Source organism: Streptomyces sp. SA15 (assembly GCF_002291145.1).
Lineage (GTDB): Bacteria > Actinomycetota > Actinomycetes > Streptomycetales > Streptomycetaceae > Streptomyces.
The window spans coordinates 31,059-44,006 of record NZ_NTGE01000158.1 but is presented as its reverse complement, the minus strand read 5'-3'; the positions used below and the strand labels follow the sequence as shown (position 1 = coordinate 44,006).

The window sequence follows — 12,948 nt, the reverse complement described above, 5'->3', positions numbered from 1 at the left end:
TCTCAGCCTGCGAGAACGCCGTCCAGGAAGCGCGTCACGTCCGCGAAGACCTCCGCCTTGTTGGTCTCGTTGAACACCTCGTGCCGGGCGCCCGCATGGATCCGCTCGGTCAGCACCCCGCCGCTGATCTCCTCGATACCGACCCGGCTCCCGGCGAGCGGCACCAGCCGGTCGTCGTCGCCGTGCAGCCACAGCAGCGCAAGCCGGCCGAGGTCACCGCCCTTGGACACGGTCTGAAGTGTCCGCGCGAACGCCTGAACCGTCGGCCGCTTCATCGGCCCGTGCCACACCAGCGGATCCGTCGCGTACGCCGCCCCGACCTCCGGGTCGCGGGAGAGCGAGGCCGGGCTGATCGGGGTGTCGGGGATCTCGTCGAGCGCGAGCAGCCGCCCCGGCAGCTCCCAGGCGCCGATCACCGGCCCCGACAACACCAGCGCGGCGAGGCAGTCGCCGTACCGCTGCGCGTAGCGGGCCGCGATCAGACCGCCCATGGAGTGCCCCACCATGACGACCGGCAGGCCCGGATGCGCGGCCCGTGCCCGCTCGGCCACGGCGTGCACATCGGTGACCACGTCCTCGAAGTCCTCGATCAGCACCCGCTCGCCGGTCGACTTTCCGTGCCCCATGTGGTCGGGCCCGAACACGGCCGCCCCGTGCGCCACCAGGACGCCGGCCAGTTCCTCGTACCGGCCGATGTGCTCGCCGTACCCGTGGACGACGAGCGCGACGTACCGGGGCCGCTCGCCCGGCCACTCGCGCACGGTGAGCGGGCCCTGTGTTCCGGGCAGGACGAATTCACGGGAGTCGGCCATGTCTCCTCCGGCGATGTCGGTGAGGCTTCCGAGGGATCTTCCCAGGCACTCGCCTACGGGTCCATGCTGCCCAGGGGCCACCTGTCGAGACGCTCCTTACGGGCACCGGTTCGCTGCACATAGCATCAGTCTCCGCATGAACACGATGACCCTCTGGCACATCACCGGCTGGGAGTTCGCCGCCCTCGCCTTCGCCGCCCTGCTCGTCGGCTTCTCCAAGACCGCCGTGAGCGGGGCCAACACCGTCAGCCTGGCGATCTTCGCCGCCGTGCTGCCCGCCCGCGCCTCCACCGGCGTCCTGCTGCCGGTCCTGATCGCCGGCGACGTACTCGCCGTCCTCACCTACCGGCGGCACGCCCACTGGCCCACGCTGTGGCGGCTGTTCCCGGCGGTCGCGGTGGGCGTGGTCGTCGGCACGCTGTTCTTGATCTGGGCGGACGACGAGATCGTACGGACGTCGATCGGGGCGATCCTGCTGCTGATGGCGGCGGTGACGGTGTGGCGCCGCCGTGCGGCCGACGCGGAGGAGGAGCCGGACGCTGTCGTCACCCGTGCGGGGCGCATCAAGGCCCGTTCGTACGGCGTCCTCGGCGGCTTCACCACCATGGTCGCCAACGCGGGCGGCCCGGTGATGTCGATGTATCTCCTCTCGGCCGGCTTCCGCAAGCTGGGCTTCCTCGGCACCTCCGCCTTCTTCTTCCTGATCGTCAACGTGTCCAAAGTGCCCTTCAGCGCTGGCCTCGGCCTGATCGACGGCCACTCGCTGCTCCTCGACGCGGCGCTGGTGGCGTTCGTCGTGCCGGGCGCGTTTCTCGGCAAATGGGCTGTGAACAGGATCAACCAGCGGTTGTTCGAACAGCTGGTGATCGCGGCGACAGTGCTCGGCGGCCTGCAACTGCTCCTGCGCTAGATCCATGGACTGCCATCGCGCCGGACCCGGCGCTGCTACCGCGCCAGACCCAGCAGCGCGGGCAGGTCCGCGAAGGAGTCGATGACGTGATCGGGCGTGCCCCGGGCGGCGCGGTGGGTCTCCGGCAGGTACTTGCCGGTCTTCACCAACACCCCCGTGATCCCGGCGTCTTGCGCCGCCAGGACGTCGGACTCGATGTCGTCCCCGACCATCACGGCCTCGTCGGGGCCCGCCCCGAGATGCGCCAGCGCCGCCCCGAAGAACGCGGGCGACGGCTTCCCCGTGACCTCGGCCTCCATACGCGCGGCCTGCTCCAGGCCGATCAGGAACGCGCCGGAGTCGAGCCGCAGTCCGTCCTCGGTCCGCCAGTACAGATTGCGGTGCATCGCCACCAGCCGGGCACCGCGCTGGAGGTGCCGGAAGGCCCCGTCGAGCGCCGCGTAGTCGAACTCCGGCCCGGCCCCGCCGACGACCACGACATCCGCGACGGCGTCCGTCTCGGCCGGGTCGAGGAGGGTGACCTCCCCGAGGTCCTCCCGGATGTCACCGCTGTTGAGCAGGACACAGCGCGCGCCGGGCCAGTGCTCGGCGAGATGGGCGGCGGTGACGGCGGGCGCGGTCAGGATGTCCTCCGCGGCCACGGGGAACCCCGCGTCCTCCAGCGTCGCGGCGATCGACGCCCGCGTGCGGGAGGTTGTATTCGTGACCAGGGCAACCGCCAGTCCGGCCCCGCGGATCTCCCTGAGCGCCTCGACCGCCCCCGGCAACGGCCGCCACGAGACGGTGAGCACCCCGTCGATGTCGATCAGCACGGCACGCACGGATTCCATGTCCGGACGATAGCCGCCGAACGACCGGGAAGGCGGCCTGAACCCGGCGTCCCGTCCCCCGTCCGGGCCTCGTAGGCTCGGCGCCATGCCCTCGCATGTCCTCATCCTCGGCGGCACCGCCGAGGCCCGGGAGCTGGCCGCCGTACTCGCGGCTCGCCGCGGTCTCCGTGTCACCACTTCGCTCGCCGGGCGCGTGGCCGGGCCGGGCGTGATCACGGGGGACGTACGGATCGGCGGCTTCGGCGGGGCGGAGGGGCTGGCCGACTGGCTGCGCGAGCAGCGCGTGGACGCCCTCGTCGACGCCACGCATCCCTTCGCCGAGACGATCACCGCCAACGCCGCGAGGGCCGCCGCCGCGACCGGGCTGCCGCTGGTCGTGCTGCGCCGCCCGGGCTGGCGGCCCGGCCCCGAGGACCGCTGGCACCTGGTCACGTCGCTGAGCACGGCCGCGGATCTGCTGCCGCGGCTCGGGCGACGGGTGTTCCTCACCACGGGCCGCATGGGCCTGGCGGCCTTCGCCCATCTGACGGACCTGCACTTCGTCGTACGGTCGGTGGAGTTGCCCGCGCCCCCGATGCCGCCGCACACCGAAGTACTCCTCGCCCGCGGTCCGTTCACGGTCGCCGACGAGTCGACGCTGCTCTACGACCACTGCATCGACGTCCTGGTGACCAAGGACAGCGGGGGAGAGGCGACGGCGGCGAAACTGACGGCCGCGCGTGAACTCGCGCTGCCCGTCGTGGTCGTACGACGGCCACCGCTCCCGGAAAGCGTGACCCCGGTCCCCGACGTGGCATCGGTTCTGGCGAGGCTCGGCCTCTCCTCTCCGTAGGGCGCTCGCTCGCGCAGCGAGGCCTACTGGTCCTTCGGGTTACGGCGCAGCAGATACGTGTCCATGATCCACCCCTTGCGCTCCCGGGCCTCCGCGCGCAGCCGCTCGATGCGGGGGGCGGCCTCGGCGATCGGACCGGCGGCGAGGATCTCGTCCGGGGTGCCGATGTAGGCGCCCCAGTAGATGTCGATGTCCTCGTCGGCGTACTGCCGGAAGGCCTGGTGGGCGTCGAGCATCACGACCACGTCGTCCACGCCCTCGGGGAAGCCCTCGGCGAGGCGCCGGCCGGTGGTGATCTGCACGGGCCGCGCCACTCGGTTCAGCCCGGTCCGATGACGGGCGACGAGTGCCGAGACACTGCTGATGCCCGGCACGACGGTGTACTCGAAGTCCACCGCGCCCCGGTCGCGGATCTCCTCCAGGATCCCGAGCGTGCTGTCGTACAGCGCGGGATCCCCCCACACCAGGAACGCGCCGCTCTCGTCCTCCCCCAGCTCCTCGGCGATCAGCCGCTCGTAGATGTCCGCGCGGGCGCGGCGCCAGTCGCCGACGGCCGGCGAGTACGCGGCACCGCCGGCGGCCCTGTCGCGCTCCGGGTCGCGCGCCTCGACCACGCGGTACGCCCCCTGCGGCACATGCGCGTCGAGCATGTCCCGGCGCAGCCGCACGAGGTCCGCCTTCACCTCGCCCTTGTCCAGGACGAAGAACACGTCCGTGCTCCGCAGGGCCTTGACCGCCTGGAGGGTCAGCTGGTCGGGGTCGCCCGCGCCGATACCGATGACATGAATCTTCCGCACGCCCCGAGTCTGCCGTACGGCACTGACAGAGCGGACACCGCGTCGGCGCCGGTCGGCGTGACGCGCCGCTTCCGGCGACGAGGCCATGCGCGACGCGGGCGTCCGCGGCCGCCGCGCTCGCCGCTGCCTACGCGACCCCACTCACCCGCGCGGCCGGAGCAGCGTGTGGCGGGGAATGCTCCGCAAGGGCAAGCGGCTCGCCGCTGCCTACGCGACCCCACTCACCCGCGCGCCCGGAGCCGCGCATGGCGGGGGATGATCCACAAGGGCAAGCTGTCCGCGCCCGAGCGGGCCAGGTCGCCGGTCGGCACGGGCGGGTGATCCGCGCCGGAGGCGGCCGAGAGGCGCGTCGCACCCTAAGGGGTCCTTGCACTGTGCCCGCACGGGTCGCGTGGTCTGGCACCGCGCCTCGCCGCGTTGCCGAAGCGCCCACGTGGCTCCTCCCCCACGCTCGAAACAACCGCGCGCGGGGGACCCCCATCGAGGGCGCTCCGGCGCCTTGCGATGCACGGCACCGGACCACGCGACCTGATCGGACGCTCATAGTGCAAGGACCCCTAACAAGCCCCCCGCAGCCGCGGCGCCCGCGCCCCCGCGTCCACCGCCTCGCCCCCTTCCTCCACAACCCCCGCCAGCTCCCGTGCCCACACGACCAGCCCCGCGAGATCCATCCCGTACGGCCGCTGCCGGTCACCGGCCGACGCCCACTCCTCGACGGCCCCGGCCCCGCGCCGCAGCAACCGCGCCCCGCCCATGACGTTCCCCCGGGCGGCGTGTGTGAGCCCCACCGCCAGCTGCGCCAGCCCCCGCCACAGGGCCCGCTCCTCCTCGGGGCCCGACTTCCAGGCGTCCTCGAACACCTCGTGCGCGTGGAACGGCTTCCCCGCGTCCAGCAGCTCCTGCGCCTCGGCGACGGTCTCGGCCGGGGTCCGCACCACGCCCTCGGGCTGCCGAGCCACCCCGTCCGCGCCGTACGGCAGCGGCCGCCCGAGCCCGTCCCGGGGCCGGGCGTTACGCGCCCGCCCCTCGTCGTCCCGGTCCCGCGCGCCGGCCCGCCGTGCTGAGGATTCACTGCCCATACGCCGATTGTCCCGCGCCCCTCGCCACCTGCCCGCGTCCGCCCCCGCCCGCTTCGGCCGGGCCCCCGACGTGGGGTAAAGTGCTCTTCGCGCGATCCCGCGGTTCGCCGCGGGAAGCGCACCGGGACGTGGCGCAGCTTGGTAGCGCACTTGACTGGGGGTCAAGGGGTCGCAGGTTCAAATCCTGTCGTCCCGACGGTGCGAAGGGTCTTCGCAGGCGAGAGCCTGGGGGGGCCCTTTTCGCGTGAGTTCAGATTCCGGATTCGGGGTTGGATGCCGTTCGGCGGTCCCTTTGCGCGGAGCCCGCGAAGATGCCGCTGTCGAGCCTGGAGAAGATGACCTCGGCTCTGTCGAGGACCTGGTCGGGTTCCTGCGGGACTCGGTCGAGCGCACGCCGCCCGTGAAGGTGACCAGCCTCAACTCCGGCCGAACTCCAGCTCTGCCCACCGGCTGGTCCCGCCGGAGTGCACCCGTACGCCGCACCGGGCCGCCAGCGCGGTGACGATGCCGAGGCCCCGGCCGTGCTCGTCCGGGTCGTGAGTGGAAGTCGACAGCCCTGCCGGGGTCACAGGACCCATGTCGGTCACTTCGACGCGTATGGCCCTGCACCGCTCCGCCTGGCTGCGCGAAAGCCTCAGCGTCGCCGGGGGCAGGGCGTGGACGATCGCATTGGTGAGCAGCTCCGAGACGACCAGCAGCACGTCTTCGGCGAAGTCCGCGGCCAGGTTCCAGTCGGTGAGCAGCGTACGTATGCGTCGGCGTACGGCCGAGACGGCCCCTGGGGCGTGCGGCAGCGGAAAGACGTGCTCGACTTCCCCGAAAGGCGCGGCGTCGAGCTGCGCTGGAGTCATGAGTCCTCCTCCTTGGGGAAGTACTGTCGGCCGTGGATCGGGCGTTACGCCACGCTAAGGAGGGAAATGCGACCGGTCAACGAACATGGGTCGGCATTACCGAACGACAGTCCCAAATCGGAAGAATTCAGACTAGCATCGCCTCATGACCGGCCCAGTCCAGTCCATAGAGCGGGCAGCGGCGATCTTGCGCTTGCTCGCCGGCGGATCCCGTCGGCTGGGGCTGGGGGAGGTGGCGTCGTCGCTGGGGCTGGCCAAGGGCACCGCCCATGGAATTCTGCGCACCCTGCAACACGTGGACTTCGTGGAGCAGGACCCGGCGACCGGCAAATACCAGCTCGGGGCGGCTCTACTGCACCTCGGCACCAGTTACCTCGACGTCAATGAACTGCGTTCGCGGTCCATCAACTGGGCCGACGCCCTGGCCGCCCGCAGCGGGGAGGCCGTCCGACTGGGCACGCCCCTGGAGGGCAAGGTGCTCGTCATCCACCACGTCTTCCGGCCGGACGACACCCTCCAGACCCTGGACGTGGGCGCGCTGCTGCCCTTGCACGCCTCCTCGCTCGGCAAGGTCCTTCTGGCCTTCGGGGCCACGCCCATCGACGCTGTGACGGAGGCCGAGCCGGAGGCGTACACCCGGCACACCCTGGTCCGCCCGGAGGAGCTCGCCCGGGCGCTCGGCGAGATACGGGAGCTCGGCTGGGCCGCCGAGGTGCAGGAATTGAGCATGGGCGAAGCCGGAATCGCCGCGCCGATCCGAGGACAGGGCGGTCTCGTGGTGGGCGCGATCGGACTGTCCGGGGCCGTCGAACGGATCTGCGACACCAAAGGCCGGCCCCAGTCGGCCCTGATCACCGTGCTGCGGGAGGCGGCACGAGCGATCTCCAGAGACCTGGGCGCGGCCCGCTGGTAGTCCCCCCAGCACCTCCGCGACGCATCGGAAGGCAGGGCCGATCATGGTTGAACGGTATGTGATGTCCATCGACCAGGGCACCACCTCCACACGCTGCATCCTGTTCGACCACGGCGGGCGGCTGGTGTCGGTGGCCCAGCGGGAGCACCGGCAGTACTTTCCCCGGCCCGGCTGGGTCGAGCACGACGCCGTCGAGATATGGCGCAGTCTCCAGCGCGTCGTACCCGAGGCACTGTCGAACGCCCGTATAGACGCGGGACAGATCTCGGCCATGGGGATCGCCAACCAGCGCGAGACGACGGTGCTCTGGGACCGGCGGACAGGAGCGCCGCTGGGCAGGGCGATCGTCTGGCAGGACACCCGCACCGCCCCGCTCGTGGAGGACCTGAGGAAACAGCCCGGAGACGAGTTCTTCCTCGAACACTGCGGCCTCCCCCCTTCGACCTACTTCTCCGCTCCCCGCATCCGCTGGCTGTTCGACCACGTCGACGGGCTGGAGCAGCGTGCCCGGGACGGCGAGGTGCTGTTCGGCACGATGGAGAGCTGGCTGATCTGGAATCTCACCGGCGGTACGGACGGCGGCCTGCACATCACCGACGCGACCAACGCCAGCCGCACCATGCTCATCGACATCCGGAAGCTGACCTGGGACGAAGCGCTGATGGACTTCTTCGGGGTCCCGCGCCCGATGCTGCCGGAGATCCGGTCCTCGGCCGAGAGTTACGGCGAGGCCCGCTCGGTGCTCCCGGGCGTGCGCATCATGGCCGCCCTCGGTGACCAGCAGGCGGCTCTGTTCGGACAGACTTGCTTCTCGCCCGGCGAGGCGAAGTGCACCTACGGGACCGGTAGCTTCCTGATGATGAACACCGGCACCGACGTCGTACGGTCCCGGCACGGGCTCCTCACCACCGTCGCGTACAAGATCGCGGGCCAGCCGACGGTCTACGCCCTGGAAGGCCCCATCGCCGTCACGGGCTCGCTGGTCCAGTGGTTCCGCGACCGTCTGGGCCTGATCAACAGCGCACCCGAGATCGAGACGCTGGCGCGCACCGTCGAGGACAACGGTGGCTGCTACATCGTCCCCGCGTTTTCCGGTCTGTTCGCACCCCACTGGCGCAGCGACGCCCGCGGCGTCATCGTCGGCCTCACGTCGTACATCACGAAGGGCCATCTGGCCCGAGCCGTCCTGGAGGCAACCGGCTGGCAGACGCGAGAGGTCGTCGACGCCATGAACGCCGACTCCGCTCTCGCCCTGAAGCAACTCAAGGTGGACGGAGGCATGACTTCCGACAACCTGCTCATGCAGTTCCTGGCCGACGTGCTCGACGTTCCCGTGGTACGGCCCATGGTCGCCGAGACGGTGTCGCTGGGCGCGGCCTACGCCGCCGGCCTGGCGTCCGGCTACTGGCCGGATCTGGAGGTCCTGCGCCGCAACTGGCACCGGGCCGCCCAATGGCTGCCGGATATGGACCCCGGACGGCGGGAGTGGGAGTACGCATGCTGGAAACGAGCCGTCGAGCGGTCCCTGGGGTGGATCCAACCGCCGAAGCGCACGTGACGTGTCGGCCCACGGGCTGGTGAGCACGGCGAGTACCCGCGGTCGAGACATCGGCGACGGTGCCCGTACCGGACCTCCGGGTACTGGCTGAGCAGGCCCGCTGAATGCGTTCGTGTGACACGTGACGGCGACGTTGTGGCAGCCGATGATCTCCGGCGGGCTGACTCAGGCCGCGCGGTCTCCTGATGCCAGGCCGGTCGGGTGGTGGCGTTTGCCGCCGGCGTGGGTCAGGGCCTTGTCGATGGCGGTGTCGCGGGTGGCGTGGGGCAGCAGGCGGCAGTAGATGCGCAAGCAGGACGGCGTGTCGTGCGACCTCAGCGTGCTCAAGGTGGCGGCCGACGGCACGGTGACCAGGGGACGGCACGGACTCCCCTGTCCTGCCGCTGTCGCCTCGCCTGGGCCGGGGACCGTGGGGAGCCCGGCACCGTGGGTGAGAGGTGCATCACGATCTCGCGGGGCGGGTGGCGTGGTGGCGGTGGTGTGTTGGGAGGGTGACTCCATGGCCATTACACTGATCACTGGTGCAAACCGGGGGCTGGGCAGGGAAACCGCGAGGCGGCTGATCGGCGCGGGGCACACGGTCTACGTCGGAGCCCGCGACGAGCGCCTCGGCGAGAAGGCCGCGGGCGAGCTCGGTGGCCGTCCGCTGCCACTCGACATCACGGACGACCGGCGACCGCAGCGGCAGAACGCGTCCTTGCCGAGGCTGGGCGCCTCGACGTCCTCGTCAACAACGCGGGGGTCATCGGCCTCGGCAACGACGCCCACGACGCCACTGCGGAGCAGGTACGCATGACGTACGAGACCAACTTCTTCGGTGCGATACGGCTCACCCACAGCTTCTTGCCGTTACTGGAGGCGACGCACCCACCCGAGGATGAGGATCAACGCCGTCGATCCCGGTCACACCGCGACGGACCTCAACGGGCACACGGGCCCGCAGACGGTGACCGAAGGGGCCGACATCATCGTCCGCATGGCTCTGGTGGACCCGAACGGCCCCACCGGCGGGTTCTTCGGCAACAGCGACCCCGTCCCGTGGTGAAGTGCGGGCCGGGGGCTGCCCCAGCCGCACCGTGAGGCGGGGGCTGCCCGGCCTCACGGTGCGGCAGGATGCCCGCTCGGCGCGGCCGCGGGGGCAGGGGTGCCAAGCAGCACGGCGGCGACCCGCTCGAAGTAGGGCGAGATCTCCTCGACGCAGGCTTCGGAGAGTGCGGGGGTGTGTGCCAGGGAGCGCGCGACCGTGATCCCCAGCAACCATGCGGTGAGGAGCTCCGCGCGCAGTTCCCGGTCCGGCAGGTCGACGAGTTGCTCGAGAGCGTGCACATAGTCGTTGGACAGCTGTGCGTTGAGCCGTTCGCGGCACTCCGGCCGGCCTGAGGAAAGAAGGAGGGCGGCGAGGGGGTGGCCGCCCGCGGAGCCGGGTGCGGCCTGCTGCATGGCCGCGTGCAGCAGGCGGATCGGCACGTCCTCCGGGCCACCGTCGGGCGGGGCTTGGCGCTGGTCCTCCACGGTCTGCGCCGCCCGCTCGAAAAGCCGCTCCTTGGAGCCGAAGTACCGAAAGATCAGCGCGGGGTCGACCCCCGCATCGCGGGCGATGTCCCTGACGCTCGTGGCGTCATAGCCACCGAGGGTGAACCGAGCCCGGGCCGCGGCCAGCAGCGCGGCCTCGGTGGCCGCTCGGTCACGCTTGCGCTTGGGAGCCTGGGGCATCGGCGTCTCCTCGGAGTCAGCGGTCGTTGACATCCTAGTCGGGGGGTGCGTAGCTTGATCCAAGTCATCAATCGATGACTTGACTCCGATCTGCTGCGCCACCGCGCAAGGAGACTTCTGATGAAGACGTTTGTGATTTCCGGCGGCAACGACGGGATCGGCAGGGGGCTGGCTCTCACACGTCTCGAGCGGGGCGACAGAGTCGTGGTTCTCGGCCGCAGCGCGGACAAGGGACAGCGCTTCCTGGCGGAGGCAGGGGAGCGCGGAGTCCAGGAGCGTGCCCATTTCATCGCCGCGGACTTAAGCCTGGTCAGCGAGAACAGGCGGGTTGTCGACGAGGTCAAGGAGGCCTTCCCCGCCCTCGACGCCCTGGTGCTGTGCGCACGGTTCTTCCGTTCCGACCGGTACGTGACGCCCGAAGGCTACGAGGGCACCTTCGCCCTGGAGTACCTCAGCCGCTACCTGCTGAGCCACGGACTGACCGAGATGCTGGAGGAGTCCGAGGCGCCGGTCATCGTCAACGTGTCGGGACCGGGGATCCACAAGCCCGCCATCCGCTGGGACGACCTCCACTTCCGGAGCGGATACAGCGGCATCGAAGCGCAGCGGCACGCGGGGACGGCGAACGATCTGCTCGGCGTTGCCTACGCGGCCCTCCACGGCAGCGGTCGTACCCGATACGTGCTGGTCAATCCGGGTACGGTGGCAACCAGCTTCGCAGGCCAATACGATCCGGTGACGGAGTCTCAGGTCGCGGCGATCAGGCGCATGGGCAAGCCGGTGGAACAGGCCGTCACACCGATCGCGGAGGTCGTCGACGCTCCGCCTGCCGAACCCCTGAGCGCCTTCGTCGAGGGGCGACGGATCGGAGTGGACGATCCGGAACTGTTCGACGAGGACGCCGCCACGCGCCTCGACAAGGTCACCGAACAGCTGTTGGCTCGCTGACTGAGCCCCAGAAGCACGCACCGGGGCGGAGCTTGGAGATCCTGGTAGAGGAGGCTGCGGGTCCCGAAACGGGACCGCGTTTCGACGGGGCCGGTGAGCAGCGCGAGGAACTGCTCCGCGGCCTCGACGGGATCGGGGGTGCGCGGGCGACCGCCGAGCGTCAGGCGCGCGAACCGGTCGGCCAGCGCTTGCATCGGTTGTCGATGTCGGCGGCGCCCGCGGCAACCTCGCCTACCACTTGGTGGACAGGCATCCTGGCCTGAAGGCCAGCGTGTTCGACCTGCCCGCGTTGGAGTCCTCTTTCTCGAAGCACATGGCGGCGCTCGGCGCCCCCGACTCCATCTCCTTCCACGGAGGCGACTTCTTCACCGACCCGCTTCCCGAGGCCGATGCCCTGGTCTTCGGCCATGTCCTGCACAACTGGAACACCGAAGCCCGCAAGCATCTGCTCAGCAACGCCTATCAAGCACTCCGTCCCGGTGGTGCGGTCTACATCTACGACCCCATGACCAATGACGAGAATCCCCGGCTCCACTCCGTACTGACCAGTCTCAACATGCTCGTGTGGACCGCAGGCGGCCACCGCTACACCGCCGAGGAATGCCGTGCCCTGCTCACCGAAGCGGGCTTCCGTCCGGACCCTCCCGACCCTTCGGACGCACACGACGAAGTGCTGGTCATCGGGCGCAAGGAACGCTGAGCACGGCAAACACGGAGGACCTGCGCCGCCCGCCTTGAAAGGGCGGGCGGCGTTCGCGCGTGGGCAGCAACCGCCTGCGCGCAGCGGGTGCGGGGGCTCTACGGGGCGCCTCGCCCCGCACGCTGGATGAGGTCCTGGGTGATGTCGTGGAGCCGCTTGGCGTCATCGGAGTCGAAGGTGCTGCCGCCCTGCACATTGATCGGCCGACGCTCCTGAAAAGCGCTCAGCGTCTCGGAAGGCGGGGAGTCGATCAACGCGGAGACGAGCCGGACGCCTCCCTGGATGGGAGCGCCGGCCCGCCGCATCTCCTCGGCGCGCACCGTCATCACCGGGTCGAACTCGCCGACGAACCCGCCCGCGATGTTGCCCGGGAAGAGGAGCACATAGTGAATGCCGCGCTCTTGGTGCTCGGTGTCGAAGTGGACGCCGAGCAGGTCGTTGAGCCTTCCGCCCTGGAGCATCGCGTCCCAGCCGTCGTAGCCGCGCTCCAGCTCCAGGTCGTCCCAGTGGATGCGGACCATGTGGTTTCCCGGCCCCGCCACGTTCACGACGACCGGCTCGGGGGCCTTCTCCAGGCACTCGGCCAGACCGTGGCTCAGCAGGTAACGGCTCAGGTAGAAGAGCGCGAGGTGGTGTTCGATCCCCTCGCTGGTCACCCGGCGGTAGGAGCGGAAGAACCGGGCGCACAGGACGAGCGCGTCCACGACAGGGAAGTCGGACTTGACCTTCTCGACGACCCTCTGGTTCTCGTTGACGAGGCTGAGGTCCGCCTCGATGAAGAAGGCACGTCCGCCGTGTCCGTCCTTCTCGGCCTGCCTGAGGTACGCCTCCCCCTTGCCCGCGCTGCGGCTGACGACCACTACCCGGTCCCCGCGCTCCAAGTACGTGCGGGCGAGGGCCTGTCCGAGTCCGGACGTGCCCCCCGTGATCATGATCGTTTTCACCGGGAATCTCCTTGCGTGGATGAGTAGCTCGAAGAGCGTGCTTTTCCAGGTCTGCCAGAGG

14 protein-coding genes, 1 tRNA gene and 2 pseudogenes are annotated in these 12,948 nt (G+C 70.4%); 8 read left to right on the top strand and 9 right to left on the bottom strand.

From position 1 onward, the window contains the following. Window positions 1–2 precede the first annotated feature (2 nt). On the bottom strand, window positions 3–812 hold the full coding sequence (locus tag CLM62_RS35155) for an alpha/beta hydrolase (RefSeq protein ID WP_095753939.1): 810 nt from the start codon (window positions 810–812) through the stop codon (window positions 3–5). 136 nt (window positions 813–948) lie between these two features. On the opposite strand from CLM62_RS35155, the gene CLM62_RS35150 reads away from it, so the two are divergent. Beyond that, window positions 949–1,722 carry a sulfite exporter TauE/SafE family protein gene (locus CLM62_RS35150; RefSeq protein WP_095753938.1) on the top strand — a complete coding sequence of 258 codons (774 nt, stop codon included), beginning with the start codon at window positions 949–951 and terminating at the stop codon, window positions 1,720–1,722. Between the two features lie 35 nt (window positions 1,723–1,757). Here CLM62_RS35150 and CLM62_RS35145 read toward each other — a convergent pair whose 3' ends face one another. Beyond that, a complete protein-coding gene (locus CLM62_RS35145) occupies window positions 1,758–2,552 on the bottom strand; it encodes an HAD-IIA family hydrolase (protein WP_095753937.1) in 795 nt (264 codons plus the stop codon). 85 nt (window positions 2,553–2,637) lie between these two features. On the opposite strand from CLM62_RS35145, the gene CLM62_RS35140 reads away from it, so the two are divergent. Beyond that, a complete protein-coding gene (locus CLM62_RS35140; RefSeq protein WP_095753936.1) occupies window positions 2,638–3,384 on the top strand; it encodes a cobalt-precorrin-6A reductase in 747 nt (248 codons plus the stop codon). A gap of 23 nt (window positions 3,385–3,407) precedes the next feature. On the opposite strand, the gene cobF is transcribed toward CLM62_RS35140, so the two are convergent. Continuing rightward, on the bottom strand, window positions 3,408–4,181 hold the full coding sequence (gene cobF, locus CLM62_RS35135; protein WP_179382367.1) for a precorrin-6A synthase (deacetylating): 774 nt from the start codon (window positions 4,179–4,181) through the stop codon (window positions 3,408–3,410). Between the two features lie 557 nt (window positions 4,182–4,738). Beyond that, window positions 4,739–5,260 (bottom strand): DUF309 domain-containing protein, encoded by a 522-nt coding sequence (locus tag CLM62_RS35130; protein WP_095753934.1) that lies wholly within the window; start codon window positions 5,258–5,260, stop codon window positions 4,739–4,741. Between the two features lie 122 nt (window positions 5,261–5,382). Between CLM62_RS35130 and CLM62_RS35125 the strand changes: the two genes are divergently transcribed. Continuing rightward, a tRNA-Pro gene (locus CLM62_RS35125) sits at window positions 5,383–5,456 on the top strand. Between the two features lie 220 nt (window positions 5,457–5,676). On the opposite strand, the gene CLM62_RS35120 is transcribed toward CLM62_RS35125, so the two are convergent. Further along, the gene (locus CLM62_RS35120; RefSeq protein WP_095753933.1) at window positions 5,677–6,111 is read right to left on the bottom strand and encodes an ATP-binding protein; all 435 of its coding nucleotides are present in this window, start codon (window positions 6,109–6,111) and stop codon (window positions 5,677–5,679) included. A 145-nt stretch (window positions 6,112–6,256) separates the two neighbouring features. Here CLM62_RS35120 and CLM62_RS35115 point away from each other — a divergent pair, with 145 nt between their 5' ends. Further along, window positions 6,257–7,024 (top strand): IclR family transcriptional regulator, encoded by a 768-nt coding sequence (locus CLM62_RS35115; protein ID WP_095753932.1) that lies wholly within the window; start codon window positions 6,257–6,259, stop codon window positions 7,022–7,024. Between the two features lie 43 nt (window positions 7,025–7,067). Then, on the top strand, window positions 7,068–8,582 hold the full coding sequence (gene glpK / locus CLM62_RS35110) for a glycerol kinase GlpK (RefSeq protein ID WP_095753931.1): 1,515 nt from the start codon (window positions 7,068–7,070) through the stop codon (window positions 8,580–8,582). Between the two features lie 165 nt (window positions 8,583–8,747). Here glpK and CLM62_RS52195 read toward each other — a convergent pair whose 3' ends face one another. After that, window positions 8,748–8,873 (bottom strand): hypothetical protein, encoded by a 126-nt coding sequence (locus CLM62_RS52195; RefSeq protein WP_257004259.1) that lies wholly within the window; start codon window positions 8,871–8,873, stop codon window positions 8,748–8,750. Window positions 8,874–9,081: 208 nt separating this feature from the next. On the opposite strand from CLM62_RS52195, the pseudogene CLM62_RS35100 reads away from it, so the two are divergent. After that, window positions 9,082–9,627, top strand: a pseudogene (locus CLM62_RS35100) (SDR family NAD(P)-dependent oxidoreductase). Window positions 9,628–9,680: 53 nt separating this feature from the next. On the opposite strand, the gene CLM62_RS35095 reads toward CLM62_RS35100, so the two are convergent. After that, window positions 9,681–10,295, bottom strand: coding sequence for a TetR/AcrR family transcriptional regulator (locus tag CLM62_RS35095; protein WP_095753929.1), 615 nt, complete (start codon window positions 10,293–10,295; stop codon window positions 9,681–9,683). Window positions 10,296–10,415: 120 nt separating this feature from the next. On the opposite strand from CLM62_RS35095, the gene CLM62_RS35090 reads away from it, so the two are divergent. Next, the gene (locus tag CLM62_RS35090; RefSeq protein WP_095753928.1) at window positions 10,416–11,243 is read left to right on the top strand and encodes an SDR family NAD(P)-dependent oxidoreductase; all 828 of its coding nucleotides are present in this window, start codon (window positions 10,416–10,418) and stop codon (window positions 11,241–11,243) included. Between the two features lie 65 nt (window positions 11,244–11,308). On the opposite strand, the pseudogene CLM62_RS35085 reads toward CLM62_RS35090, so the two are convergent. Continuing rightward, a pseudogene (locus tag CLM62_RS35085) lies at window positions 11,309–11,437 on the bottom strand (TetR/AcrR family transcriptional regulator C-terminal domain-containing protein); the annotation flags it as partial. 44 nt (window positions 11,438–11,481) lie between these two features. Between CLM62_RS35085 and CLM62_RS35080 the strand changes: the two are divergent. Beyond that, window positions 11,482–11,943, top strand: a complete 462-nt coding sequence (locus CLM62_RS35080) for a methyltransferase (RefSeq protein WP_095753927.1) — start codon at window positions 11,482–11,484, stop codon at window positions 11,941–11,943. A gap of 98 nt (window positions 11,944–12,041) precedes the next feature. On the opposite strand, the gene CLM62_RS35075 is transcribed toward CLM62_RS35080, so the two are convergent. After that, a complete protein-coding gene (locus tag CLM62_RS35075) occupies window positions 12,042–12,887 on the bottom strand; it encodes an SDR family NAD(P)-dependent oxidoreductase (RefSeq protein ID WP_257004258.1) in 846 nt (281 codons plus the stop codon). Window positions 12,888–12,948 lie beyond the last annotated feature (61 nt).

Excerpts from the sequence above, each read along its gene's own strand:
- glpK (WP_095753931.1), top strand. The coding sequence starts at position 7,068 with ATGGTTGAACGGTATGTGATGTCCATCGACCAGGGCACCACCTCCACA.
- CLM62_RS35095 (WP_095753929.1), bottom strand. The coding sequence starts at position 10,295 with ATGCCCCAGGCTCCCAAGCGCAAGCGTGACCGAGCGGCCACCGAGGCC.
- CLM62_RS35120 (WP_095753933.1), bottom strand. The coding sequence starts at position 6,111 with ATGACTCCAGCGCAGCTCGACGCCGCGCCTTTCGGGGAAGTCGAGCAC.
- CLM62_RS35150 (WP_095753938.1), top strand. The coding sequence starts at position 949 with ATGAACACGATGACCCTCTGGCACATCACCGGCTGGGAGTTCGCCGCC.
- CLM62_RS35145 (WP_095753937.1), bottom strand. The coding sequence starts at position 2,552 with ATGGAATCCGTGCGTGCCGTGCTGATCGACATCGACGGGGTGCTCACC.
- CLM62_RS35155 (WP_095753939.1), bottom strand. The coding sequence starts at position 812 with ATGGCCGACTCCCGTGAATTCGTCCTGCCCGGAACACAGGGCCCGCTC.
- CLM62_RS35130 (WP_095753934.1), bottom strand. The coding sequence starts at position 5,260 with ATGGGCAGTGAATCCTCAGCACGGCGGGCCGGCGCGCGGGACCGGGAC.
- CLM62_RS35115 (WP_095753932.1), top strand. The coding sequence starts at position 6,257 with ATGACCGGCCCAGTCCAGTCCATAGAGCGGGCAGCGGCGATCTTGCGC.
- CLM62_RS35140 (WP_095753936.1), top strand. The coding sequence starts at position 2,638 with ATGCCCTCGCATGTCCTCATCCTCGGCGGCACCGCCGAGGCCCGGGAG.
- CLM62_RS35090 (WP_095753928.1), top strand. The coding sequence starts at position 10,416 with ATGAAGACGTTTGTGATTTCCGGCGGCAACGACGGGATCGGCAGGGGG.